The organism is Bacillus sp. 05T21 (assembly GCF_056396785.1).
This window is the reverse complement of record NZ_JBFTMD010000001.1, coordinates 173,553-199,950: the sequence shown is the minus strand read 5'-3', so window position 1 is coordinate 199,950 and position 26,398 is coordinate 173,553. Positions and strand designations below refer to the sequence as shown.

Below are 26,398 nucleotides of genomic sequence, written 5' to 3'. Positions count from 1 at the left end.
GAGCGATTACAGATGTCAATGATAATAATGGATAATCAATAGAATGAATCAAAGAAAATAATGTGACGGAGCGTGAGAATCTTGAATGAAGTTGTACAAGTTCCTGTTACGGATGTAAAGGGAATCGGAGGAGAAACATCTGAGTTGTTACACGAGATGGGAATTTATACAGTTTCTCATCTATTAGAACATTTTCCGTACCGCTATGAAGACTATGCGATGAAAGATCTTGCTGAAGTAAAGCATGACGAGCGTGTAACGGTTGAAGGGAAAGTTCATAGTGCTCCTTTACTGCAATATTATGGGAAGAAGAAGTCACGTCTTACAGTTCGTGTTCTCGTCGGTCGTTATTTAATTACAGCTGTATGTTTTAATAGACCATACTATAAACAAAAGTTAAATTTAGATGAAACGGTAACGATTACTGGTAAATGGGATCAGCATCGCCAAACAATTGCTGTATCAGAACTGAATTTTGGACCGGTTGTACGACAACAAGAAGTAGAACCTGTATATTCAGTGAAAGGAAAACTGACAGTAAAACAGATGCGCCGGTTTGTTGCACAAGCATTTAAGGAGTATGGAGATTCTATAGTCGAAGTGTTACCAGATGGTTTGTTAAGTCGATATAAATTATTATCACGCTATGAAGCGCTCAGAGGGTTACATTTTCCAGTGGGACAGGAAGACTTAAAGCAAGCGCGTCGCCGTTTTGTATATGAGGAGTTTTTCTTGTTTCAGTTGAAAATGCAAACATTACGGAAAATGGAAAGGGAAAACTCGAAAGGGACGAAAAAGGAAATTTCATTAGTAGAATTGCAAGAGTTTACTGATGCGCTTCCGTTTCCATTAACTGGCGCACAACGCCGGGTTGTAGATGAAATAATGAAAGATATGATATCTCCTTACCGAATGAATCGATTATTGCAAGGGGATGTAGGTTCTGGGAAAACAGTTGTTGCTGCGATTGCTCTTTATGCGGCGAAATTGGCTCATTATCAAGGTGCTTTGATGGTTCCTACAGAAATTTTAGCCGAGCAACATTATCAGTCGCTCGCGGAGACGTTTTCACATTTCGGTATGAAGGTTGAATTGCTAACAAGTTCTGTTAAAGGTGCGAGACGTCGAGAAATTTTGTCGAGATTAGAACAGGGAGAAGTAGACATCCTTGTTGGAACGCACGCTTTAATTCAAGACGAAGTTATATTTCATAGGTTAGGTCTCGTTATTACCGATGAACAGCATCGATTTGGTGTGGCGCAGCGCCGGGTTTTACGTGAGAAAGGTGAAAGTCCAGATGTATTGTTTATGACGGCGACCCCAATCCCGCGTACGTTAGCTATCACTGCATTTGGAGAGATGGACGTTTCTATTATCGACGAAATGCCAGCTGGTAGAAAGGTAATCGAAACGTACTGGGCAAAACATGATATGTTAGATCGTGTCCTCGGCTTTGTGGAGAAAGAGATAAAAAAAGGAAGACAGGCATATGTTATTTGCCCTCTTATTGAAGAGTCTGAGAAGCTTGATGTACAAAATGCTATCGACTTACATAGTATGCTGACTCATCATTATCAAGGGAAATGCCAAGTTGGATTAATGCATGGGAGACTATCATCTCAAGAAAAAGAAGAGATAATGGGACAGTTTAGTGAAAATAAAGTGCAAATTCTTGTGTCGACAACAGTTGTTGAAGTAGGCGTGAATGTACCAAATGCGACTGTTATGGTTATTTATGACGCGGAACGTTTCGGTTTATCACAGCTCCATCAGCTGAGGGGGCGTGTTGGGCGTGGTAGTGAACAATCATATTGTTTATTAATTGCGGACCCGAAATCAGAAACGGGAAAAGAAAGAATGCGCATTATGACTGAAACAAATGATGGATTTGTATTGTCAGAAAAAGATTTAGAGTTACGAGGTCCTGGGGATTTCTTTGGAAGTAAGCAAAGTGGTCTACCAGAATTTAAGGTTGCTGATATGGTACATGATTATCGGGCGTTAGAAACAGCAAGACAAGATGCAGCGATACTAGTTGATTCAGAAGCGTTTTGGCATAATGATCAGTATGCTTCGCTGCGTACTTATCTTGATGGGACAGGTGTGTTCCAGGGAGAGAAGCTCGATTAAAAGTAGTCTGCAAAAGTTTTTGTTGCATTCTACTTTTAATGATTATATACTACTTTTAGTACCTAGTCATAAAAATGGATGGTGCGGTATGAAAAAAAGAAGAAGTAAAAAAGAAAGACAAGAATTATTACAACAAACAATAGAAACGAATCCTTTTATAACGGATGAAGATTTAGCGGAAAAATTTCAAGTGAGCATACAAACTGTTCGTCTTGATCGTATGGAATTATCTATTCCTGAATTAAGAGAACGAATTAAGCATGTGGCTACAAAACAACATGAAGAAGATGTGAAATCTTTACCGTTAGAAGAGGTTGTCGGAGAAATTATTGATATAGAATTAGATAGACATGCGATTTCTATCTTTGAAGTAAAGGTAGAGCATGTATTTAAAAGAAATCAAATTGCTCGTGGGCATCATTTGTTTGCACAAGCAAACTCACTAGCTGTTGCGGTTATTGATGAAGAATTAGCTTTAACTGCAAAGTCCACCATTCGATATATTCGTCCTGTAAAATTAGGAGAGCGTGTTGTTGCAAAAGTACGTGTTGAAGATGTAGAGAATGATAAAGGACGGACGGTTGTCAAAGTGCGTAGTTTTGTTGGAGAAGAACTTGTCTTTACAGGCACTTTTGAAATGTATCGATCTAGTAATTATAGTGAGGAAGGTAACAACTTATGAAAATCGCAATAGATGCAATGGGCGGCGATCATGCACCAAAGGCTGTAGTATTAGGAGCAATGAAAGCTATTAAGGAATACTCAGATTTACATATTACGTTAGTAGGGAAAGAAGAGGGAATTCGTCAATATTTAACGAGTGAAGAGCGAATTACTATACTTCATACGGACGAAAAAATTGAATCGACAGACGAACCAGTAAGAGCGGTTCGTCGAAAAAAACAAGCTTCAATGGTACTAGCGGCGCAGCAAGTAAAAGACGGCGTAGCGGATGCTTGTATATCAGCAGGTAGTACAGGAGCTTTGATGGCAGCTGGATTGTTTGTTGTTGGTCGTATGGAAGGAATTGAACGACCAGCTTTATCACCTACAATGCCAACTGTTGATGGAGAAGGTTTTGTTATGTTAGATGTTGGAGCCAACGTTGATGCAAAACCAATTCATTTATATCAATATGCAGTAATGGGCTCTGTTTACGCAGAGAAGGTAAGAGGAATTAAAAATCCACGCGTTGGACTTTTAAACGTTGGAACAGAGGATGGTAAAGGAAACGAGCTTTCAAAACAAGTCTTTGCTATGCTCAAGGATGCACCAATTAATTTCGTTGGAAACGTTGAATCAAGAGATTTATTGCAAGGTGTAGCAGACGTTGTTGTATGTGATGGTTTTACGGGTAATGTAGCGCTAAAATCATTAGAAGGAACAGCACTTGCGTTATTCTCTATGTTAAAAGAACAATTAATGAGTTCGTTTACGAGCAAATTAGCAGCAGCGGTATTAAAACCAAAACTTATGGTATTGAAAGATAAAATGGATTATTCGGAGTATGGGGGAGCGGCGTTGTTTGGATTGAAAGCTCCTGTCATTAAGGCTCACGGTTCTTCTAATGACCAATCGATATTTAGTGCGATTCGTCAAACGAGAGAAATGGTAGCGAAAGAAGTAATTCCTACAATTTCAAGTGTAATGGAGAAGGAGCCGCTTCAATAAGAGGAGGATTTGAAATGGGAAAAATAGCATTTCTTTTTCCGGGCCAAGGTTCACAGGCAGTTGGAATGGGTAGACAGTTAGCGGAGAATAATAAAGAGGTTGCGAAAGTGTTTGCAAAAGCGGATGAGGTTTTGCATGATTCTCTTTCAGAAGTGATTTTTGAAGGACCGCAAGAAAAGTTAACATTAACGACAAATGCGCAGCCGGCACTATTAACAACGAGCTTTGCAATTTTAACAGCTTTGAAGGAGTATGATATTACACCTGATTTTGTCGCAGGACATAGTTTAGGTGAATATAGCGCTCTTGTAGCTGCTGGTGCAATAACATTCGAAGACGCTGTATATGCTGTAAGGAAACGCGGGGAATATATGGAAGAAGCTGTTCCAGGCGGGGAAGGTGCAATGGCAGCTATTTTAGGTGCGGATCCGGATATGCTGAAACGAGTTACAGAAGAAGTAACAAGTGAAGGATATGCAGTACAAATTGCTAATATGAATAGTACGAAGCAAATTGTTATTTCTGGAACAAAGCAAGGAGTAGAGCTTGCTTCTCAAAGAGCGAAAGAAAATGGTGCTAAAAGAGCAATTCCGCTCAAAGTAAGTGGACCGTTTCATTCCTCGCTTATGAAACCAGCTGCTGAGAAATTCCAAAGTGTTTTAAATGAAATTACAATTCAAGACACGAATATTCCTGTTATTGCAAATGTTACGGCAGATGTTATTACGCGTGGTACAGATATTCAAGCAAAGCTAATTGAACAGCTCTATTCGCCTGTATTATGGTACCCATCTATTGAGTATATGGTGAATCAAGGGGTAGATACATTTATTGAAATCGGACCTGGAAAAGTACTTGCTGGTCTTATGAAGTCGATTGATTCTTCAGTGAAAGCATATGCGGTATATGATGAAGAGACATTAAAAGATACTATTTCAAATTTGAGAGGAGAAAGCTGATGTTAAAAGGGAAAGTAGCATTAGTAACTGGTGCTTCACGTGGGATTGGTCGTGCGATTGCTATTGATTTAGCGAAACAAGGGGCAAATGTTGTAGTAAATTATGCTGGTAATGAGCGAAAGGCGAATGAAGTAGTTGATGAAATAAAGAAATTAGGTTCAGATGCCATTGCAGTAAGAGCAGATGTTGCAAATGCTGATGATGTTACTGCAATGGTGAAACAAACTGTAGATACGTTTGGACAAGTTGATATTCTTGTAAATAACGCTGGTGTAACAAAAGATAATTTATTAATGCGTATGAAAGAAGAAGAATGGGATACAGTTATTAATACAAACTTAAAAGGTGTTTTCTTATGTACGAAAGCAGTATCGCGCTATATGATGCGTCAACGTCATGGACGTATTATTAATATCGCTTCTGTTGTTGGTGTAACAGGAAACCCAGGACAAGCAAATTATGTTGCTGCTAAAGCTGGTGTAATTGGATTAACAAAAACATCAGCAAAAGAATTAGCGAGCCGGAATATTACTGTAAATGCAATTGCTCCAGGGTTTATTGCGACTGATATGACGGATGTATTAGATGAAAATATAAAAGCCGAAATGTTAAAATTAATTCCTGCAGCTCAGTTTGGAGAAGCACAAGATATCGCAAATACTGTAACGTTTTTTGCTTCTGATCAAAGTAAATATGTTACAGGTCAAACGTTAAATGTTGATGGCGGTATGGTAATGTAATAAAAGAATCGATTTCACCTAGTTTTTTTGGACAATATTTTATATAATATTTGAGGGGAGGTGAATAGAATGGCAGATGTTTTAGAGCGTGTAACCAAAATTGTCGTTGATCGTTTAGGAGTAGAAGAAACTGAAGTAGTACCAGCTGCAAGCTTCAAAGAAGATTTAGGCGCAGACTCCCTAGATGTAGTAGAACTTGTAATGCAATTAGAAGATGAATTCGAAATGGAAATTTCTGATGAAGATGCTGAAAAGATTGCTACTGTTGGCGATGCTGTGACTTACATAGAGAGTCATCTATAATGCTTAAGTGAAGTCCCGTTTTTTAACGGGGCTTCTCGGCTTATATCTGGAGGGACCTATGCCGTACCGAAAACATAGAGAAAAAAAATACGAAGCAAAATATCGTGAAGCTTTTAAAGTATTTCAAGAAGAGATAGGTATTACGTTTACAGATGAAAAATTATTGATTCAAGCGTTTACGCATTCATCGTATGTGAATGAGCATCGAAAAAAACCGCATGAGGACAATGAGCGTCTTGAGTTTCTTGGCGATGCTGTATTGGAACTCACTGTATCACAGTATCTGTTTCAAAAATATCCGACAATGAGCGAAGGAGAGTTAACAAAACTACGTGCAGCTATTGTATGTGAGCCATCTCTTGTTCGTTTTGCAAACGAAATGTCATTTGGTAGCCTTGTTTTATTAGGGAAAGGTGAGGAAATGACGGGTGGACGTGAACGACCAGCTTTATTAGCGGATGTCTTTGAAGCGTTTATTGGTGCCCTTTATCTTGATCAAGGGCTAGAAACAGTTTGGGGATACTTAAAAGAAGTTGTATATCCAAAAATTAATGAAGGTGCTTTTTCTCATGTGATGGATTATAAGAGTCAATTGCAAGAATTGATTCAGCGTGATGGTAGTGGCAATGTTGAGTATCAAATTTTGCAAGAAAAAGGACCGGCCCACAACCGAGAATTTGTGTCCCGTGTAACTTTAAATAATGAGGCATTAGGTCTTGGAAGTGGTAAGTCAAAAAAAGAGGCAGAGCAACAAGCTGCTGCAGAAGCATTGAAAAAATTAAAAGAACAATCATGAGGAATCCCCCTTTGAATGAGGGGGATTCCTTATGCATAGAATGAAACTTTCCTTTTATTTATAAATAAAAGGAGTGGGAAATCCGTATAGTAGTTTGTTTTCGTACAGACAACGTTTACAACAACGGAGAATAGGAGGAAGGCCTTTCGTGTTTTTAAAAAGATTAGAAATAGCAGGATTTAAGTCTTTTGCTGAGCGTGTATCTGTCGATTTTGTTCCAGGGGTAACTTCTGTAGTAGGACCTAACGGGAGCGGGAAAAGTAATATTACTGATGCAATTCGCTGGGTACTTGGTGAACAATCTGCAAAGTCATTACGCGGTGCAAAGATGGAGGATATTATTTTTGCCGGCAGTGATACGAGAAGAGCGGTTAATGTTGCTGAAGTTACATTAACTTTAAATAATGAAGACCAACGCTTACCGATTGAGTATAACGAGGTGTGTGTAACGCGTCGTGTATCTCGTTCGGGTGATAGTGATTTTTATATTAATAAACAATCTTGTAGATTAAAAGATATTATTGATTTATTTATGGACTCTGGTATGGGAAGGGAAGCTTTTTCGATTATTAGCCAGGGGAAAGTCGAAGAGATTTTGAGTAGTAAATCAGAAGAACGTCGTGGTGTATTTGAAGAAGCTGCGGGTGTGCTGAAATATAAACTTCGTAAAAAGAAAGCTGAAGGGAAATTGGCGGAAACACAAGAAAACTTAAATCGTGTACAAGATATTATTCACGAATTAAGTAGTCAAGTAGAACCACTAGAAAGACAAGCTTCTATTGCGAAAGATTATCTTGAGAAAAAAGAAGAATTAGAGAAAGTAGAAGCTGCGCTTATTGTACATGAAATTGAAGAATTACATGAAAAGTGGGAAGCACTTCGAAATCAATTTGGGCATAATAAAGATGAAGAAGCTAAAATGTCGGCGAACTTACAAAAAAGTGAAGAAGAGCTTGAGGAATTACGCGGGCAATTACAAGCCGTTGATGAATCTGTAAATTCCTTACAAGAAGTTCTACTTCTGTCTAGTAAAGAACTAGAAAAACTAGAAGGGCAACGCGAGCTGTTAAAGGAAAGAAAGCAAAATGCAACGACACATTGTGCGCAGCTTGAAAAGCTAATTGTTGAGTTAACAGAGAAAACTACAAGTTATGATGGCGAAATTGAAACAAGTACAGAAGCTTTAATGCAATTTGTGAATCAAGTAAAAGAATTGGAGAAGAAATTGCATGATAACGAGCAATTACTTGCGACTTTTGCTGAGAATTTAGAGGAACAAATTGAGAATTTAAAAGGTGACTATATTGAACTTTTAAATCAACAAGCAAGTCTTCGTAATGAATTATCTATGATTGAAGAACAATCAAAACAGCAAAACTCTAAAAACGAACGACTTGATGAAGAAAATGAAAAGTATGTACAGATGCGTGTGGAAATTACAGCGAAAAAGGCGAAACTTGTAGACAGTTATGAGCAAGCGAGAGAGAAAATAGCTGGCATTATTTCTAACATACAGAAGACAGAAACGGCACTTAGGAAATGTAAGTCACAGTATAGTGAAAATGAAACGAAACTGTATCAAGCGTATCAATTTGTGCAACAGGCGCGCTCTCGGAAAGAAATGTTAGAAGAGATGCAAGAGGACTACTCTGGCTTCTATCAAGGGGTACGTGAAGTATTAAAGGCTAGAGAAAATAGACTACAAGGTATTGAGGGAGCTGTTGCGGAACTTCTGACTGTGCCGAAAGAATATGAAATCGCAATGGAAATCGCCCTTGGGGCAGCGATGCAACATATCGTAGTACAAACAGAAGAGCATGCTCGTAATGCAATTGCATTTTTAAAGCAAAATAAACATGGCCGTGCAACGTTTTTACCTCAAGCTGTTATTAAAAGCCGATCGCTATCATTTGATCAATTACGCATTGTGAATCAGCATCCATCGTTTGTCGGTGTAGCGGCAGAACTTGTGCAGTACAATAATAAATATGAGAATGTAGTTTCAAGTTTATTAGGTACAGTTGTTGTTGCGAAAGATTTACGCGGAGCAAATGAGTTAGCGAAACAACTGCAATACCGCTATCGTATTGTAACACTCGAAGGTGACGTAGTGAACCCGGGTGGTTCTATGACGGGTGGAGCTGTAAAACAGGCGAAATCCTCTTTATTGGGACGTCAACGTGAACTTGAAGAATGGACTAAAAAACTAACTGACATGGAAGAAAAAACAACAAAGCTAGAAAACTTTGTTAAAGCAGTAAAGCAAGAGATTCAAGAAAAAGAAGTACAAATACGAGAGCTACGCCAAGGTGTAGAGACCGAACGTGTAGATGAACAGAAGCTAAGAGAAGAAATTAATCGTTTAGAATTAGATGAACATCGTATTAATGATCGTTTATCGATTTACGATTTAGAGATTGAAGGATTTTTACAAGATCAAGTAAAAATGCAAGGGCGCAAAGAAGAGTTAGAAAAGATTTTAGCGACTCTTCAAGCTGAGATTGGGGAATTAGATAGTAAAATCGTCATTTTAACGAAACAAAAAAGTGAACAATATTCTTCAAAAGAAAAAGTTCAGAAGGAAATGACGGAGCTAAAAGTACAAGCTGCTGAACAACAACAACGATTGTCTAATCAAAAAGAAAAAGTCGAACGATTGACGAAGGAAAAAGAAGAGACTGATGCGACGCTTGTAAAAACGAAAGAAGATTTAGCGTTCTTAAAGCAAGAGATGACATCTAATTCAAGTGGCGAAGAACAAATTACGAATATGATTGAGAAGAAAGCGTATGATCGTAATCAAACTTCGGATTTAATTCGTTCTCGTCGTGAACAACGCGTATCATTGCAAGAAAGAGTCGAGCATTTAGAGCGCGGTGTGAAAGAAACAATAGGTAAACATAAATATATTCTTGAGATGCTGAAAGATCAAGAAGTGAAAATTAACCGACTTGATGTAGAGCTGGAAAATAGATTGCAACATTTACGTGAAACATATACTATTTCATTTGAAGCAGCAAAACTTAAGTATACAATGATGATGCCTGCAGAAGATGCACGTAAAAAGGTGAAACTAATTAAACTATCCATTGAAGAGTTAGGCGCAGTAAATTTAGGGGCAATTGATGAGTATGAACGTGTAGCAGAGCGCCATACATTCTTATTAGAGCAAAGAGATGACCTAGAAGAAGCGAAATCGACATTGCATCAACTTATTACGGAAATGGATGAAGAGATGAAAAAACGCTTTTCTACTACGTTCGAAGGGATTCGAACAGAGTTTCAATCTGTATTCTCTGAATTATTCGGAGGTGGAAGAGCGGATTTAGTAATGACAAACCCAGAAGATTTACTAAATACGGGTATTGATATTGTAGCGCAACCACCAGGGAAGAAATTACAAAATTTAGGTTTACTTTCAGGGGGAGAGCGTGCTTTAACGGCAATTGCGCTCTTATTTGGTATTTTAAAAGTACGCCCAGTTCCATTCTGTGTTCTAGATGAAGTGGAAGCAGCTCTTGATGAGGCAAACGTTGCTCGTTTTGCGCAGTATTTAAAGAAATTTAGTGATGAAACGCAGTTTATTGTAATTACACACCGAAAAGGTACAATGGAAGAGTCTGATGTATTGTACGGTGTAACAATGCAAGAATCAGGGGTGTCGAAGCTTGTTTCTGTTCGTTTAGATGATGGCGAAGAACTTGTTGCAAGTAGATAGGAAGGATGGGAAGTATGAGCTTTTTAAAAAAATTAAAAGAAAAAATTTCAAAACAAACGGATACGGTAACAGAGAAGTTTAAACAAGGATTAGAAAAAACGAGAAATTCATTTGCTGATAAAGTAAATGACTTAGTGTACCGTTACCGCAAAATAGACGAAGATTTCTTTGAAGAATTAGAAGAAATTTTAATTAGTGCGGATGTTGGAGTTTCGACAGTGATGGAATTAATTGATCAGTTGAAAGAAGAAGTGCAACGTCGTAACATTCAAGATCCGAAAGAAGTACAGGCTGTTATTTCTGAAAAGCTAGTGGGCATTTACAAAGGTGACAGCGATTTTAGTAATGAAGTTAATATACAAGAGGATCAATTAACAGTAGTTTTATTTGTTGGTGTGAATGGTGTGGGGAAAACGACGACGATTGGTAAGCTTGCACATAAATTTAAATCAGAAGGTAAGTCTGTCCTATTGGCGGCAGGAGATACATTCCGTGCTGGGGCGATTGAGCAATTAGAAGTATGGGGCGATCGTGTTGGTGTAGAAGTAATTAAGCAAGGGTCAGGATCTGATCCAGCGGCTGTTATGTATGATGCTGTACAAGCGGCAAAGGCCCGTAAAGTGGATGTATTGCTATGTGATACAGCGGGACGCTTACAAAATAAAGTAAACTTAATGAATGAGTTAGAGAAAGTGAAGCGTGTAATTGAGCGTGAAGTACCAGGGGCTCCTCATGAAGTATTACTTGTTATTGATGCAACAACAGGGCAAAATGGTTTAAGCCAAGCGAAAACATTCCGTGAAGCAACGAATGTTACTGGTATTGTTTTAACGAAGTTAGATGGAACTGCTAAAGGTGGTATCGTCTTAGCGATTCGTAACGAAATGGATGTTCCGGTGAAATTTGTTGGGCTAGGAGAGCAAATGGATGATCTGCAACAGTTTGATCCAGAACAATATGTTTATGGTTTGTTTGCGAACGTAGTAGAAACAGAAGAAGTGTAAGTGAAAGAAGCGGTATTTCCGCTTCTTTTTTTATAAAAATATGTGATGTTAAGAAAAAAACTTGACACTCTTTTATACTCCATGTAAACTAAGTCATGTAAAGGGAAATCACTTAACAAAGGATGATCCAACATGCTCGAGAAAACAACGAGAATGAACTATTTATTTGATTTTTATCAATCGTTGTTAACGCAAAAACAAAGAAGTTATATGTCGCTTTATTATCTAGATGATTTATCTCTTGGTGAAATTGCGGAAGAATTTGATGTAAGTCGCCAAGCCGTGTATGATAACATTAAACGGACTGAAGCGATGCTTGAAGAATATGAAGATAAATTAGTATTACTTCAAAAGTTTCAAGAGCGACAGCGACTTGTTGCAAAGCTAAAACAGCTACTCAGCGAAGAAGAGCATGTGAATGAAGAAATGAAACAAGTTGTTGAAGCTATCGAAAAATTAGATTAGGAGGGCGGCAATATGGCATTTGAAGGATTAGCCGACCGACTTCAACAGACAATGCAAAAAATCCGCGGCAAAGGAAAAGTTTCTGAAGCCGATGTAAAAGAAATGATGAGAGAAGTTCGTCTAGCTCTTTTAGAAGCGGATGTTAACTTTAAAGTAGTAAAAGATTTTATAAAGCGTGTGTCTGAGCGTGCTGTCGGACAAGATGTAATGAAAAGTTTGACACCTGGACAACAAGTAATTAAAATCGTACAGGAAGAACTTACAGAACTTATGGGCGGAGAGCAAAGCAAAATTGCTGTTGCTAATAAGCCACCTACTGTTATAATGATGGTTGGTCTGCAAGGTGCGGGTAAAACAACGACGACAGGTAAGCTTGCAAATTTGCTTCGTAAAAAGCATAATCGTAAACCGATGCTTGTTGCAGCGGATATTTACCGTCCAGCAGCGATTAAACAGCTTGAAACATTAGGGAAGCAATTGGACATGCCTGTTTTCTCCTTAGGAGATCAAGTAAGTCCGGTTGAAATTGCGAAACAAGCGATTGCGAAAGCAAAAGAAGATCATCACGATTACGTTTTAATCGATACAGCGGGTCGCCTGCATATTGATGAAGAACTAATGGGTGAATTAGCGAAAGTCAAAGAAGTTGCGAAACCGGATGAAATTTTCCTTGTTGTCGATGCGATGACAGGACAAGACGCGGTAAATGTAGCACAAAGTTTCCATGAACAGTTAGGATTAACAGGTGTTGTATTAACGAAATTAGATGGTGATACGCGCGGTGGTGCGGCATTATCTATTAAGGCTGTAACAAATACACCAATTAAATTTGCTGGTATGGGTGAAAAACTAGATGCAATTGAAGCGTTCCATCCAGAACGTATGGCATCCCGTATTTTAGGGATGGGCGACGTCTTAACATTAATTGAAAAAGCGCAAGCTACAGTTGATGAAGAGAAAGCAAAAGAACTTGAGCAAAAAATGCGTACGCTTTCGTTTACGCTTGACGATTTCCTAGAACAACTTGGACAAGTGCGTCAACTTGGACCGCTTGACGAATTGTTAGGAATGCTTCCTGGTGCAAATAAAATTAAAGGGCTGAAAAATGCACAAGTTGATGAAAAACAAATTGGGCATATTGAGGCAATTATTCGTTCTATGACTAAAGTAGAACGAGAACAACCGGAAATAATCAATGCTAGTCGTAAAAAGCGCATTGCCAAAGGTAGCGGTACAACGGTACAAGAAATCAATCGTCTAATCAAGCAATTTGATGATATGAAAAAAATGATGAAGACGATGACGGGAATGCAAAAAGGTAAGAAAAAAGGACTAGGTGGATTGAAGTTTCCATTCATGTAAGGAAAAAAGATGGCTCTGTTAAGAAAAAATACTTTACAAAGCAATAGTCTTTTTGCTAATATAATTATCTGTGTGAAATAAATTCGGAGGTGCTTTATAAATGGCAGTTAAAATTCGTTTAAAACGTATGGGAGCTAAAAAAACTCCTTTCTATCGTGTAGTTGTTGCAGATTCTCGTTCTCCTCGTGACGGACGTTTCATTGAGGAAATCGGTACTTACAATCCGGTTGCTCAACCAGCGGAAGTTAAGATCAACGAAGAAGCAGCATTAAAATGGTTAGGAAATGGTGCTAAACCATCTGATACAGTTCGTAACCTTTTCTCTAACCAAGGTATCATGGAGAAATTCCACTTATCTAAACAAGGTAAGTAATTGAGGCAATGACAATGAAAATGTTAGTCGAGACAATTGTTAAACCTCTTGTGGATCATCCTGGAGATGTAAAAGTTACRCAGGAACTTTGCAACGGAGAAATAAAGTATCGATTAACTGTACATCCTGAGGATGTTGGAAAAGTCATTGGAAAGCAAGGGAAAGTTGCGAAAGCGATTAGAATGCTCTTGTATTCAGTGGGACATCATAATGATGAGAACGTCACACTGGAAATTCAATAAACGTAAAAAGGGCGAGGAGTTATTTCCTCTCCCTTTTTTAACATTTAAAGAGAAATTGCATGTTCCATATATAAAATGGAAATGCTTAATTTATATAGAAACCAGGGGTGACATACTATTTATGACAAAATGGTTTAATGTAGGGAAAATTGTAAATACTCATGGCGTAAAAGGAGAAATTCGTGTTATTTCTCGTACTGATTTTCCAGAAGAGCGATATAAAGTAGGGAACACGTTATACATATGGGATGAGAAAGGTACAGACTATCTTACAGTGAAGGTAACTTCTCATCGTCAACATAAGACATTTGATTTATTAACACTTGAAGGATACAACAATGTAGATGAAGTAGAGAAGTTAAAAGGTTCTTTAATAAAAGTACCAGAAGAGCAGTTAGGCGAACTAGCTGAAGGTGAATACTACTACCATGAAATTATTGGTTGCAACGTTGTAACGGAAGAAGGAGAAGCGTTAGGGACAATCAAAGAGATTCTATCTCCTGGTGCGAATGACGTTTGGGTGATTAAACGTCCAAAGGGTCAAGATTTGTTAATTCCTTATATTGATGACGTTGTACTTCAAGTTAACATTGAAAATAAATTAGTAACCATTCATGTAATGGAAGGGCTACTATAATGAAAATTGACATTTTAACATTGTTTCCAGATATGTTTACGGGTGTATTTGGTTCTTCAATTTTAAAGAAAGCACAAGAAAAAGAAGCGGTAGAGCTTCGTGTTGTCAATTTTCGTGAGTATACAACTAGTAAGCATAATAGTGTAGATGATTATCCGTATGGTGGGGGCGCTGGTATGGTATTAACCCCACAGCCTATCTTTGACGCAGTAGAAGAGTTAACGAAGGAAACAGACCGTAAGCCGAGAATCGTCTTAATGTGTCCACAAGGAGAGCGTTTCACGCAGAAGAAGGCAGAAGAGCTTGCTGGAGAAGAGCATGTTATTTTTGTATGTGGCCATTATGAAGGATACGATGAACGAATTCGTGAGCATCTTGTAACAGATGAGATTTCTATTGGGGATTACGTATTAACGGGTGGAGAATTGGCTTCTATGGTAGTCACTGACAGTGTTGTACGTCTTTTGCCAGGAGTGCTTGGGAATCAAACGTCACAAGTGGAAGACTCTTTTAGCACAGGTTTGTTAGAACACCCACATTATACACGTCCTGCTGATTTTCGTGGTATGAAGGTACCGGATGTACTAATGTCAGGAAATCATAAAAACATTGATGAATGGCGCCATAAAGAGTCACTACGTCGTACGTACACACGTAGACCGGATTTACTGGAAGAACGAGAATTATCTAAGCAAGAAGAGAAATGGCTGGAACAGATTAAAGAAGACCGATAAGGGCTTGATATATTTTCTATTGCAACAGTCCTAGCAATATGCTATTATAACATTTGTGCTACTGAAATCAGTAGCCGTATTAACGATGTTCCGCTGTAATTTAATAAGACTTTATAAGAGCATCTGTTTAAAGGAGAGAATTTAATATGCAACAATTAATCACAGAAATCACAAAAGGCCAATTGAAAACTGACCTTCCTTCATTCCGTCCTGGAGACACTTTACGTGTACACGTAAAAGTAGTTGAGGGAACTCGTGAAAGAATTCAGCTTTTCGAAGGTGTTGTAATTAAACGTCGTGGTGGCGGAATCAGTGAAACATTCACAGTTCGTAAGATTTCTTACGGTGTAGGTGTTGAGCGTACATTCCCAGTTCACACGCCAAGAATCGCGAACATCGAAGTACTTCGCCGTGGTAAAGTACGTCGTGCTAAGTTATACTACTTACGTAACCTTCGCGGTAAAAAAGCACGTATTAAAGAAATTCGATAAGACATGTATGGGAGCTTGTAAATACACAAGCTCCCTTTTTCCAATCTATATGAAATTTTGGTATAATACGAGCAGCTTACATAACAGTGGAGGGGAAAGCATGAAGAAAGAGAAGAGCTCACTTTGGGAATGGATCAAAGCAATTTTGATTGCTGTTGTATTAGCGGGCGTAATTAGACAGTTTTTCTTTGCCCCAATTCTCGTAGACGGTGTATCGATGTCGCCGACTTTACATGACCGTGATCGAATGATTGTTAATAAAATTGGCTATCACATAGGTGATCCAAAACGCTTTGATATTATTGTATTCCGAGCGACGGAAGAAAAAGATTATATTAAGCGTATTATTGGCCTGCCAGGCGACGAAATCGAATACCGTAATGATAAACTATATGTTAACGGGAAACCTTATGAGGAGCCGTATTTAGATAAGCAGAAAAAACAACTTGCTGACGGACCGCTTACATATGATTTTACTCTTGAAGAAATGACAGGAAAGAAAACTGTTCCAGAAGGTCAATTATTTGTTTTAGGCGATAATCGTCGTTTTAGTAAAGATAGCCGTTCGATTGGTACAATTTCAATGGACCAAGTGATTGGTAAAGCAAATATGCTATATTGGCCGTTAAAAGATGCACGTATTGTGAAATAAAAGAAAAAGAAGGTGGCAACATGGTAATTCAATGGTTCCCAGGACATATGGCAAAGGCTAGACGCCAAGTAACAGAAAAATTAAAATTAATTGATGTTGTAATTGAGCTTGTAGATGCTCGATTACCTTTATCTTCTCGTAATCCAATGATTGATGAAATTATTACACATAAACCAAGGCTTGTTGTTTTAAATAAAGCGGATATGGCGGATGATCGTCTTACAAAGCAGTGGATTGCATATTTTGATGAAAGAGGTCAAAAGGCAATTTCAATTAATGCGCAAGCTGGACAAGGTATGAAAGAAATTGCAGCAGCTTGTAAAGTTCTTGTCAAAGAAAAATTCGATAAAATGGTTGCTAAAGGCATTAGACCAAGAGCAATTCGTGCTTTAATTGTAGGTATTCCAAACGTTGGTAAATCTACACTAATTAATAAATTAGCGAAGAAGAATATAGCAAAAACAGGAGATCGTCCTGGTGTGACAACGGCCCAGCAGTGGATTAAAGTTGGGAAAGAAATGGAATTATTAGATACACCAGGTATTTTGTGGCCTAAATTTGAAGATGAATTAGTTGGTCTTCGTTTAGCGACGACTGGTGCAATTAAAGATTCTATATTAAATCTACAGGATGTAGCTATTTATGCGTTACGTTTTATGGAAAAACATTATCCAGAACGTTTAAAAGAGCGATATAATTTAAATGACATTCCAGAAGAAATTGTGGAGTTATTTGATGCAATTGGAAAAAATAGAGGTTGCTTAATGGGCGGCGGAATGATTGATTATGATAAAACATCTGAGCTTATACTTCGTGAGCTTCGTGGTGGAAGATTTGGAAAAATGACATTTGAAACACCAGAAGAGTTTGCAGAGCAGGTAGAAGATGCAGAAAAAGTAGAAGAAGTATAAGACGTGCGTTTGTACGTCTTTTCTTTTTGGTTACGCTTAAAAGGAGTGTAAATAGATGCAAAAAATGACTATTCATGAAGCGGAATGTTTGCTGCAAGAAATTATGAATGAAGAAGACGAGCGTTTTCAAATGTTAGTGAAAGATGAGCGAAAAGGTGTTCAAAAACTAATTTTGAAGTGGTATAAACAAAAAGAGTTAGCGCAAAAAGAAAGAGAAAAATTTCTAGAAATGTCAAAGTACGAAAATGAGTTACGTGAAAAAGGGCTCACATACATTGCTGGTATTGATGAAGTGGGTCGTGGGCCGTTAGCAGGACCGGTTGTGACGGCGGCTGTCGTCCTTCCGGAAGATTTTTATATTCCAGGATTAAATGACTCGAAAAAATTAAGTGAAGCGAAACGTGAGCGTTTTTATGATGAAATTAAAGAGCATGCAATTGCGATTGGAGTTGGAATTATATCACCACAAGTTATTGATGAAATAAATATTTATCAAGCGACGAAGCAAGCGATGTTAGATGCCGTTGCTAATTTATCATGTACACCAGAATATTTATTAATCGATGCGATGAAGCTTCCTACATCAATTCCGCAAACATCAATCATTAAAGGTGATGCGAAAAGTGTCTCTATTTCAGCTGCATCTATTATTGCGAAAGTGACGAGAGATCGCATGATGAAAGAGTTAGGAGGAAAGTATCCTGCATATGGATTTGAACAACATATGGGATATGGGACGAAACAGCATTTAGAAGCAATTGAAGCACATGGAGTATTAGAGGAACATCGAAAATCATTCGCGCCAATTAAAGATATGATTCAAAAATAAGCTGTATATTCACAGCTTATTTTTTATTTTGGTATATAAACATTATTATTTTCGAAAAAGAATAAAGCGATTTCAGTTTTCTGACACTTTATTGTAGACAGCGTGCCAATCATCTTATACAATGGCAATGTAATGTTTTTTAAACATTAAAAAACTTTTCGAGTAAAACAGGAAAACAGGGGAGGATGGGACCATGAATATCCATGAGTACCAAGGTAAGGCAGTCCTTAGAAGCTATGGGGTTAGCGTTCCGAACGGGAAGGTTGCATTTACAGTAGAAGAAGCTGTAGAAGCAGCGAAAGAATTAGGAACGGAAGTATGTGTAGTTAAAGCGCAAATTCACGCTGGTGGACGCGGCAAAGCTGGCGGTGTAAAAGTTGCAAAAAATTTAGAAGAAGTTCGTACATATGCAGAAAGCATTTTAGGAACTACACTTGTGACGCATCAAACAGGTCCTGAAGGTAAGGAAGTAAAACGCTTACTTATCGAAGAAGGTTGCGATATTAAAAAAGAATATTATGTAGGTCTTGTATTAGATCGTGCAACTTCTCAAGTTGTTTTAATGGCATCTGAAGAAGGTGGAACAGAAATTGAAGAAGTAGCAGAAAAAACGCCTGAAAAAATCTTTAAAGAATATATTGATCCAGCAGTAGGTTTACAAGGTTTCCAAGCGCGTAGAATCGCGTTTAACATCAATATTCCAAAAGAACTTGTAGGACAAGCTGTGAAGTTTATGATGGGCTTATACAGTGCGTTTATCGAAAAAGATTGCTCTATCGCTGAGATTAATCCACTTGTTACAACAGGTGACGGTAAAGTTATGGCGTTAGATGCAAAATTAAACTTTGATTCTAATGCGTTATATCGCAATAAAGATATTTTAGAACTTCGTGATCTTGAAGAAGAAGATTCAAAAGAAATTGAAGCTTCTAAATATGACTTAAACTACATTCCTTTAGATGGAAATATCGGGTGTATGGTTAATGGTGCAGGTTTAGCAATGGCTACAATGGATATCATTAAACATTACCATGGTGACCCGGCTAACTTCTTAGATGTTGGTGGCGGCGCAACAGCTGAAAAAGTTACAGAAGCATTCAAAATTATCCTTTCTGACAAAAATGTAAAAGGTATCTTCGTTAACATTTTTGGTGGCATTATGAAGTGTGATGTTATCGCAGAAGGTGTTATTGAAGCGACGAAGCAGGTAGGTCTTGAGTTACCTTTAGTTGTACGTCTTGAAGGTACAAACGTAGAGCTAGGAAAGAAAATTTTAAATGAGTCTGGTTTAAATATTGTTGCAGCAGAATCTATGGCAGACGGTGCACAAAAAATTGTTTCACTAGTGGGCTAATAGAAAGCGGGGGAGAAAAATGAGCGTATTAGTTAATAAAGATACAAAAGTTATTGTTCAAGGTATTACAGGTTCTCAAGGGTTATTCCATACAAAGCAAATGATTGAATACGGTACGAAAATTGTAGGTGGTGTAACACCAGGTAAAGGTGGCACTGATATTGAAGGCGTACCAGTATTTGATACAGTAGAAGATGCTGTGAAAGCAACAGGCGCAAACGCTTCAGTTGTATACGTTCCACCCGCTTTTGCGGCTGATGCAATTATGGAAGCAGTTGATGCAAAGGTTGATTTAGTAGTATGTATTACTGAAGGAATCCCTGTATTAGATATGGTAAACGTAAAGAGATATATGGCGGGTAAACATACACGTTTACTTGGACCAAACTGTCCTGGTGTCATTACACCTGACGAATGTAAAATTGGTATTATGCCAGGATATATTCACAAAAAGGGTCATGTTGGTATCGTATCTCGCTCTGGTACATTAACGTATGAAGCTGTACATCAGTTAACGCAAGAAGGTATTGGCCAATCTACTGCTGTAGGTATCGGGGGAGACCCTGTTAACGGTACGGACTTTATTGATGCGTTAAAAGCATTTAATGAAGATGAAGAAACGCATGCTGTAATTATGATTGGTGAAATCGGCGGTACGGCAGAAGAAGAAGCAGCAGAATGGGTACAAGCTAATATGACAAAACCAGTTGTAGGCTTCATTGGTGGTCAAACAGCGCCTGAAGGCAAACGTATGGGTCATGCTGGGGCGATCATTTCTGGTGGCAAAGGAACTGCTGCTGAAAAGATTAAAACAATGGAAGCTTGTGGTATTAAAGTAGCGGAAACACCAGCTGTTATGGGTGAAACATTAATCTCTGTTTTAAAAGAAAAGGGATTATTTGAGACTTGTAAAAACTACTAATCTTTTTGAAAGGCACCTTCTTATTAGAGGGTGTCTTTTTACACATTTTTTGTTTACATAATAAAAATTATGGGTAAGGAGAATTTGGATGAAAAGAGAACGTTTATTGCACCTTCATTACATGTTGGCGGATCATTGGAAGGTGATGGAGAGACTACTATATGTTGATCCAGAACTGAAGGGAATATACACTTTTAGTCCGAAATAATTTGAATATCACGCTGGAATATCCTCGGAAAAATCTTTAGAACTAGTAAATTTTCTTCAAATTTCAAATCTCCAACAATATGTATCCCAGTTAGAAAAAAAGAGAATATTTTATATAACAATATGGGATAAGGACTATCCACAATTACTGCGAGAAATACAAGATCCCCCTTTTGTTTTATACGGAAAAGGAGAAAGAGATTTTCTAAATAAAGTAAATAAATTAGCGATTGTTGGAACGAGAGAACCGTCTTTATATGGAAAGGAGAGTATGAAGTTTATTTTACAACCTTTACTTGAAAAAGAATGGCTTATTGTTAGTGGGTTTGCAAGAGGGATAGATACAATTGCTCATGAAGCTACAGTAAGGCAGCATTGCCCGACCATTGCAATATTAGGACACGGATTATCTTATATGTATCCAAAGGAGAATAGAGGTTTATATGACACGTGGAAAGATTATATATTGTTATTGACAGAGTATCCGCCTCATTATGTGCCGAAAAAATGGTATTTCCCAAAAAGAAATCGAATTATTAGCGGTATAAGTAAAGGTGTTTTAGTTGTAGAAGCAAAAACGAGAAGTGGCTCCCTTATTACTGCAGACCTTGCGCTAGAACAAAATAGAGAGGTGTTTGCGCTTCCTGGACCTATATTTATAGAGAGTGCAGCGGGAACGAATCATCTAATTCAACAAGGTGCAAAGCTAGTAAGAAATGCGGAGGATATCCTTGATGAAATTTTAAATTAACCATATATTTTTATGTTTTTATTAAACAATTATTGACAAATGGTAGATTGTCGCTGTATGGTATATTCATTCTTGATTGACAAAAACAAGAGAAATCAATAAGATTGATGAAGACTTGAATCCACCTCTTAAGGAGGCACTAGCATGTCAGATTACCTCGTAATCGTGGAGTCGCCTTCTAAGGCGAAGACCATTGAAAAATATTTAGGGAAAAAATACAAAGTCGTCGCGTCCATGGGACATGTCCGCGATTTACCTAAAAGCCAAATGGGGATAGAAGTAAAGAATAACTTCACTCCGAAGTATATTACCATTCGTGGTAAGGGTCCCGTTTTAAAAGATTTAAAATCAGCGGCAAAAAAAGCAAAGAAAGTCTATCTCGCGGCCGATCCGGATCGTGAAGGAGAAGCAATTGCTTGGCATTTAGCAAATACGTTAAATGTGGACGTTGAATCAGATTGCCGAGTTGTATTTAATGAGATTACAAAAGATGCAATAAAAGAATCATTTAAATATCCTCGTGCAATTAATATGGATTTAGTAGATGCACAACAGGCAAGGCGTATACTCGATCGTCTTGTTGGTTACAATATTAGTCCTTTATTATGGAAGAAAGTAAAAAAAGGATTAAGTGCAGGACGCGTACAATCTGTAGCAGTTCGTTTAATCATCGAACGTGAAAAAGAAATTCAAAGTTTTGAACCTGAAGAATTCTGGACAATTAAAACAGAATTTGTGAAAGGGAAAGACACATTTGAAGCAAGCTTTTACGGTGTAGATGGTGAAAAAGTTCAATTAACGAACGAAGCACAAGTGGACGAAATAATCGAAAAGATGAAAGACAATGCGTTTTCGGTTGAAAATGTAACGCGAAAAGAGCGAAAGCGTAACCCTGCATTACCGTTTACAACATCTTCCTTGCAACAAGAGGCAGCGCGTAAGTTAAATATGCGAGCAAAGAAAACAATGATGCTTGCACAGCAGCTGTATGAAGGGATAGATCTTGGAAAACAAGGGACTGTAGGTCTTATTACGTATATGAGAACTGATTCAACACGTATCTCAGAAACAGCTCAAACAGAGGCTCGTGATTACATTACTGAGGCGTTTGGTGCGGAATACATAGGAACAGAGAAGAGGAAAGAAACGAAAAAGTCGAAAGCACAAGATGCGCATGAGGCGATTCGTCCTACCTCGGTAATGAGAAAGCCAGAGGAACTAAAAAGTTTCTTAAGTCGTGATCAACTCCGTTTGTATAAACTGATTTGGGAGCGATTTGTTGCAAGTCAAATGGCATCTGCTATAATGGATACTGTTACAGCGAAACTCATTAATAACAATGTTCAGTTCCGTGCAAGTGGATCAGTTGTAAAGTTCCCAGGATTTATGAAAGTGTACGTAGAGTCGAAAGATGATGGTGCGGAAGAAAAGGATAAGATGTTGCCACCGTTAGAAGTAGGTGAAACTGTATTTTCAAAAGATATAGAACCAAAGCAACATTACACACAGCCTCCGCCGCGTTATACAGAGGCTCGTCTAGTAAGAACACTTGAAGAGCTTGGAATTGGGAGACCGTCTACTTATGTACCGACACTTGAAACAATCCAAAAACGAGGATACGTTGCTTTAGATAATAAACGCTTCGTTCCGACTGAGCTTGGTGGAATAGTAATCGAACTTATTTTAGAGTTTTTCCCAGAAATTATTAACATTGAATTTACTGCCAATATGGAGCAAAGCCTTGATGAAGTAGAAGAAGGAAATGCAAATTGGGTGAAAATTGTTGATGATTTCTACGTAGGATTTGAACCGCGCTTAGAAAAAGCGGAAAAAGAAATGCGTGAAGTGGAAATTAAAGATGAACCAGCTGGGGAAGACTGTGAATTATGTAGTCACCCGATGGTTTTTAAAATGGGTAAATATGGGAAGTTTATGGCTTGTTCAAATTTCCCGGAATGTCGTAATACAAAACCGATTGTAAAAGAAATCGGTGTTACTTGTCCGAAGTGTGATAAAGGGCAAATTATTGAACGCCGTAGTAATAAAAAGAAACGCCTTTTCTACGGATGCGGTACGTATCCAGAATGTGACTTTGTATCTTGGGATAAGCCGATTGGTCGTAAATGTCCGAAGTGTGAAGGTATGCTCGTAGAGAAAAAGTTAAAAAAAGGCGTGCAAGTACAATGTATTTCGTGTGATTATGAAGAAGAACAACAAATGTGAGCGTAACTGCTCACATTTTTTTCGGGAAGAAAAGGAAAGGTGATATATATGACAACACAAGTAGTAAACGTCATTGGCGCAGGTCTTGCAGGAAGCGAAGCAGCTTACCAAATTGCAAAGCGTGGTGTCCAAGTAAAATTATATGAAATGAGACCAGTAAGGCAAACACCAGCTCATCATACAGATAAATTTGCTGAATTAGTATGTAGTAACTCACTTCGCGCAAACACATTGACAAATGCTGTTGGTGTTATTAAAGAAGAAATGCGTCTAATGGATTCTGTCATTATTCGTGCAGCCGATGAGTGTTCTGTACCAGCAGGAGGTGCTTTAGCTGTAGACCGTCATGAATTCGCGGCGAAAGTGACTGAATATGTGAAAAATCATCCGAACGTAACTGTAATGAATGAGGAAATCACTGAAATTCCAGAGGGACCAACTGTTATCGCGACAGGTCCACTTACGTCTCCGGATCTTTCTGCACAATTAAAAAAACTAACAGGTGAAGATTATTTTTATTTCTATGATGCTGCAGCGCCAATCGTTGAGAAAGACAGCATTGACATGAATAAAGTATATTTAAAATCCCGTTATGATAAAGGTGAAGCGGCATATTTAAACTGTCCAATGACAGAAGAAGAGTTTGATCGTTTTTATGAGGCTTTAATTGCTGCTGAGACAGTGCCTTTAAAAGAATTTGAAAAAGAAATTTTCTTTGAAGGTTGTATGCCAGTAGAAGTTATGGCAAGTAGAGGAAGACAGACGTTAGTATTTGGACCGATGAAGCCTGTTGGGTTAGAAGATCCGAAAACAGGGAAAACACCGTATGCGGTTGTTCAGTTACGCCAAGATGATGCAGCAGGAACATTATATAATATTGTAGGCTTCCAAACACATTTAAAGTGGGGGCCACAAAAAGAAGTGTTACAGCTAATTCCAGGACTAGAAAACGCAGAGATTGTACGTTATGGTGTAATGCATCGTAATACGTTTATTAATTCGCCTAATTTACTTCGTCCAACATATCAATATAAACAACGTGATGATTTATTCTTCGCTGGTCAAATGACTGGTGTAGAGGGTTATGTTGAATCAGCAGCATCAGGATTATTAGCGGGTATTAACGCTGCTCGACTTGTACAAGGTGAAGAGCCAGTTGTATTACCACCTGTAACTGCAATGGGAAGTATGGCAAATTATATTACTGCGACAAATGCGAAAAACTTCCAGCCAATGAATGCAAACTTTGGTTTATTTACACCGTTAGAGAAGAAAATTAAAAATAAACAAGAGCGAAATGAAGCATATGCTACACGCGCTTTGGAAACAATTCAAAATTTTGTAAATATTTAATTAAATTTCTTGCAAAGGCTACTAAGTTGTGATACGATTTAGTAGCCTTTATTGAGGTGAATTATATGGATGTGAATGTGAAGAAATTGTTACAATTATTCGTTGGATATTTACAAATTGAAAGAAATTATTCAAAATATACAATTGCAAGTTATCAAAATGATTTAGAACATTTTGTGCAATTTATGGAGCGAGAAGGCATATCCTCTTTTTTAGATGTTACATACGCGGATGTTCGTTTATACTTGACGACGTTGCACGATCAGAAGTTAGCCCGTAAATCTGTCGCAAGGAAAGTATCAAGCTTACGAAGTTTATATCGTTTTTTGATGCGTGAAGGTTATCAAAAAGATAATCCGTTTGCACTTGCGTCACTTCCTAAGAAAGAATTGTCAATCCCAAAGTTTTTATATGCTGAAGAGTTAGAGGAATTGTTTGAAGTTTCTGATACAGGGGCACCATTAGGTCAAAGGAATCAAGCTTTATTAGAGTTGATGTATGCAACTGGGATTCGTGTAAGCGAATGCGTTAATTTGCAACTTACCGACATTGACTTTGCAGTGGGAACAATTTTAGTGATGGGAAAAGGGAAAAAACAAAGATATATTCCGTTCGGAAGCTATGCACAAGATGCTTTAATTACTTATATAGAGAACGGGAGAAAACAGTTAGCTCAAAAGACTGAAGAACAATCTCATATGGTATTTTTAAATGCGAAAGGTAAGCCGTTAACAGATCAGGGTGTACGTTATGTTTTGAACGAACTCATTAAGAAAGCTTCACTTACAATGCGGATAAGTCCCCATATGTTAAGGCATACATTTGCTACACATATGTTGGATGAAGGAGCGGATTTACGTACTGTGCAGGAGCTATTAGGTCATGAGAATTTGTCAACCACACAAATTTATACGCATGTCTCTAAAGAAAGATTGCGTTCTGTGTACATGAAGCATCACCCGCGGGCATAAATTGCTTTTAAGGCTATAAAAACATATAAAGGAGTTTTTTCTATGGGAAATTTCCACGCTACAACGATATTTGCAGTTCATCATAATGGAGAATGTGCAATGGCTGGAGATGGTCAGGTAACGATGGGGAATGCTGTTGTAATGAAACATACAGCTCGCAAAGTTCGCAAACTTTTCCAAGGGAAAGTTTTAGCTGGTTTTGCAGGATCAGTTGCTGATGCATTTACTCTTTTTGAAATGTTTGAAGGAAAATTAGAAGAGTATAATGGCAACTTGCAGCGCGCTGCAGTTGAGATGGCGAAACAATGGCGTGGTGATAAAATGCTACGTCAGCTAGAAGCAATGCTCATTGTCATGGATAAAACAACGATGCTCCTTGTTTCAGGTACAGGAGAAGTGATTGAACCAGATGATGGTATTTTAGCAATTGGTTCAGGCGGACATTATGCACTTGCTGCTGGTCGTGCTTTAAAGCAACATGCAAGTGAACATTTAACAGCGAAACAAATTGCGAAGGCCAGTTTAGAAATTGCAGGCGATATTTGTGTTTATACGAACCACAACATAATTGTTGAAGAATTGTAGAATCGTAAGGGAGGC

General features: G+C 38.0%; 25 protein-coding genes and 1 pseudogene. All 26 read left to right on the top strand.

The annotated features are described in order from the left end of the window. Positions 1-81 precede the first annotated feature (81 nt). The 26 genes and pseudogenes from recG (at position 82) to hslV (ending at position 26,383) form a co-directional block, all read left to right on the top strand. On the top strand, positions 82-2,130 hold the full coding sequence (recG, locus tag AC1DKZ_RS00990; protein WP_002014510.1) for an ATP-dependent DNA helicase RecG: 2,049 nt from the start codon (positions 82-84) through the stop codon (positions 2,128-2,130). An 88-nt stretch (positions 2,131-2,218) separates the two neighbouring features. Then, a complete protein-coding gene (fapR, locus tag AC1DKZ_RS00985; RefSeq protein ID WP_000747354.1) occupies positions 2,219-2,812 on the top strand; it encodes a transcription factor FapR in 594 nt (197 codons plus the stop codon). Beyond that, entirely contained in the window at positions 2,809-3,801 is a 993-nt protein-coding gene (plsX, locus tag AC1DKZ_RS00980) for a phosphate acyltransferase PlsX (protein WP_002128828.1), read from the top strand. The genes fapR and plsX overlap by 4 nt, the downstream gene beginning before the upstream one ends. A 14-nt stretch (positions 3,802-3,815) precedes the next feature. Next, entirely contained in the window at positions 3,816-4,760 is a 945-nt protein-coding gene (gene fabD / locus AC1DKZ_RS00975) for an ACP S-malonyltransferase (protein ID WP_476995546.1), read from the top strand. Beyond that, positions 4,760-5,500, top strand: coding sequence for a 3-oxoacyl-[acyl-carrier-protein] reductase (gene fabG / locus AC1DKZ_RS00970; protein ID WP_476995545.1), 741 nt, complete (start codon positions 4,760-4,762; stop codon positions 5,498-5,500). The genes fabD and fabG overlap by 1 nt, the downstream gene beginning before the upstream one ends. A gap of 69 nt (positions 5,501-5,569) precedes the next feature. Continuing rightward, on the top strand, positions 5,570-5,803 hold the full coding sequence (gene acpP, locus AC1DKZ_RS00965; RefSeq protein WP_002014515.1) for an acyl carrier protein: 234 nt from the start codon (positions 5,570-5,572) through the stop codon (positions 5,801-5,803). A gap of 58 nt (positions 5,804-5,861) precedes the next feature. Beyond that, positions 5,862-6,599, top strand: a complete 738-nt coding sequence (gene rncS / locus AC1DKZ_RS00960; RefSeq protein WP_002033792.1) for a ribonuclease III — start codon at positions 5,862-5,864, stop codon at positions 6,597-6,599. Positions 6,600-6,747: 148 nt separating this feature from the next. Continuing rightward, positions 6,748-10,317 (top strand): chromosome segregation protein SMC, encoded by a 3,570-nt coding sequence (smc, locus tag AC1DKZ_RS00955; protein WP_476995544.1) that lies wholly within the window; start codon positions 6,748-6,750, stop codon positions 10,315-10,317. Positions 10,318-10,331: 14 nt separating this feature from the next. Beyond that, the gene (ftsY, locus tag AC1DKZ_RS00950) at positions 10,332-11,321 is read left to right on the top strand and encodes a signal recognition particle-docking protein FtsY (RefSeq protein WP_002088200.1); all 990 of its coding nucleotides are present in this window, start codon (positions 10,332-10,334) and stop codon (positions 11,319-11,321) included. Positions 11,322-11,453: 132 nt separating this feature from the next. Next, positions 11,454-11,786 carry a putative DNA-binding protein gene (locus AC1DKZ_RS00945; protein WP_002033794.1) on the top strand — a complete coding sequence of 111 codons (333 nt, stop codon included), beginning with the start codon at positions 11,454-11,456 and terminating at the stop codon, positions 11,784-11,786. A gap of 12 nt (positions 11,787-11,798) precedes the next feature. Beyond that, positions 11,799-13,148, top strand: a complete 1,350-nt coding sequence (gene ffh, locus AC1DKZ_RS00940) for a signal recognition particle protein (RefSeq protein ID WP_002014519.1) — start codon at positions 11,799-11,801, stop codon at positions 13,146-13,148. A gap of 100 nt (positions 13,149-13,248) precedes the next feature. Beyond that, positions 13,249-13,521, top strand: a complete 273-nt coding sequence (gene rpsP, locus AC1DKZ_RS00935; protein ID WP_000268750.1) for a 30S ribosomal protein S16 — start codon at positions 13,249-13,251, stop codon at positions 13,519-13,521. 14 nt (positions 13,522-13,535) lie between these two features. Then, positions 13,536-13,763: a KH domain-containing protein gene (locus AC1DKZ_RS00930; RefSeq protein ID WP_002088196.1), complete on the top strand. Its 228-nt coding sequence runs from the start codon at positions 13,536-13,538 to the stop codon at positions 13,761-13,763. 121 nt (positions 13,764-13,884) lie between these two features. Beyond that, positions 13,885-14,400: a ribosome maturation factor RimM gene (gene rimM / locus AC1DKZ_RS00925; protein WP_002014521.1), complete on the top strand. Its 516-nt coding sequence runs from the start codon at positions 13,885-13,887 to the stop codon at positions 14,398-14,400. Continuing rightward, on the top strand, positions 14,400-15,134 hold the full coding sequence (gene trmD / locus AC1DKZ_RS00920; RefSeq protein WP_002014522.1) for a tRNA (guanosine(37)-N1)-methyltransferase TrmD: 735 nt from the start codon (positions 14,400-14,402) through the stop codon (positions 15,132-15,134). Before rimM ends, trmD begins: the two co-directional genes overlap by 1 nt. A 146-nt stretch (positions 15,135-15,280) precedes the next feature. Beyond that, entirely contained in the window at positions 15,281-15,625 is a 345-nt protein-coding gene (gene rplS / locus AC1DKZ_RS00915) for a 50S ribosomal protein L19 (protein WP_002014524.1), read from the top strand. A gap of 100 nt (positions 15,626-15,725) precedes the next feature. Then, entirely contained in the window at positions 15,726-16,277 is a 552-nt protein-coding gene (lepB, locus tag AC1DKZ_RS00910) for a signal peptidase I (RefSeq protein WP_002066791.1), read from the top strand. A 20-nt stretch (positions 16,278-16,297) separates the two neighbouring features. After that, positions 16,298-17,188, top strand: coding sequence for a ribosome biogenesis GTPase YlqF (gene ylqF / locus AC1DKZ_RS00905; protein WP_002128821.1), 891 nt, complete (start codon positions 16,298-16,300; stop codon positions 17,186-17,188). Between the two features lie 55 nt (positions 17,189-17,243). Further along, positions 17,244-18,017: a ribonuclease HII gene (locus AC1DKZ_RS00900; protein ID WP_113936796.1), complete on the top strand. Its 774-nt coding sequence runs from the start codon at positions 17,244-17,246 to the stop codon at positions 18,015-18,017. Positions 18,018-18,210: 193 nt separating this feature from the next. After that, positions 18,211-19,371, top strand: a complete 1,161-nt coding sequence (gene sucC, locus AC1DKZ_RS00895) for an ADP-forming succinate--CoA ligase subunit beta (RefSeq protein ID WP_002014529.1) — start codon at positions 18,211-18,213, stop codon at positions 19,369-19,371. Positions 19,372-19,390: 19 nt separating this feature from the next. Further along, positions 19,391-20,293, top strand: coding sequence for a succinate--CoA ligase subunit alpha (sucD, locus tag AC1DKZ_RS00890; RefSeq protein ID WP_002033796.1), 903 nt, complete (start codon positions 19,391-19,393; stop codon positions 20,291-20,293). Positions 20,294-20,381: 88 nt separating this feature from the next. Then, positions 20,382-21,251, top strand: a pseudogene (gene dprA, locus AC1DKZ_RS00885) (DNA-processing protein DprA). Between the two features lie 144 nt (positions 21,252-21,395). Beyond that, entirely contained in the window at positions 21,396-23,474 is a 2,079-nt protein-coding gene (gene topA / locus AC1DKZ_RS00880; RefSeq protein WP_476995543.1) for a type I DNA topoisomerase, read from the top strand. 48 nt (positions 23,475-23,522) lie between these two features. Beyond that, complete coding sequence (gene trmFO, locus AC1DKZ_RS00875) at positions 23,523-24,827, top strand: FADH(2)-oxidizing methylenetetrahydrofolate--tRNA-(uracil(54)-C(5))-methyltransferase TrmFO (RefSeq protein WP_476995542.1); 1,305 nt, start codon at positions 23,523-23,525, stop codon at positions 24,825-24,827. Between the two features lie 71 nt (positions 24,828-24,898). Continuing rightward, the gene (xerC, locus tag AC1DKZ_RS00870) at positions 24,899-25,798 is read left to right on the top strand and encodes a tyrosine recombinase XerC (protein ID WP_078175468.1); all 900 of its coding nucleotides are present in this window, start codon (positions 24,899-24,901) and stop codon (positions 25,796-25,798) included. A 42-nt stretch (positions 25,799-25,840) separates the two neighbouring features. Continuing rightward, complete coding sequence (hslV, locus tag AC1DKZ_RS00865) at positions 25,841-26,383, top strand: ATP-dependent protease proteolytic subunit HslV (protein WP_002014538.1); 543 nt, start codon at positions 25,841-25,843, stop codon at positions 26,381-26,383. Positions 26,384-26,398: the final 15 nt, after the last annotated feature.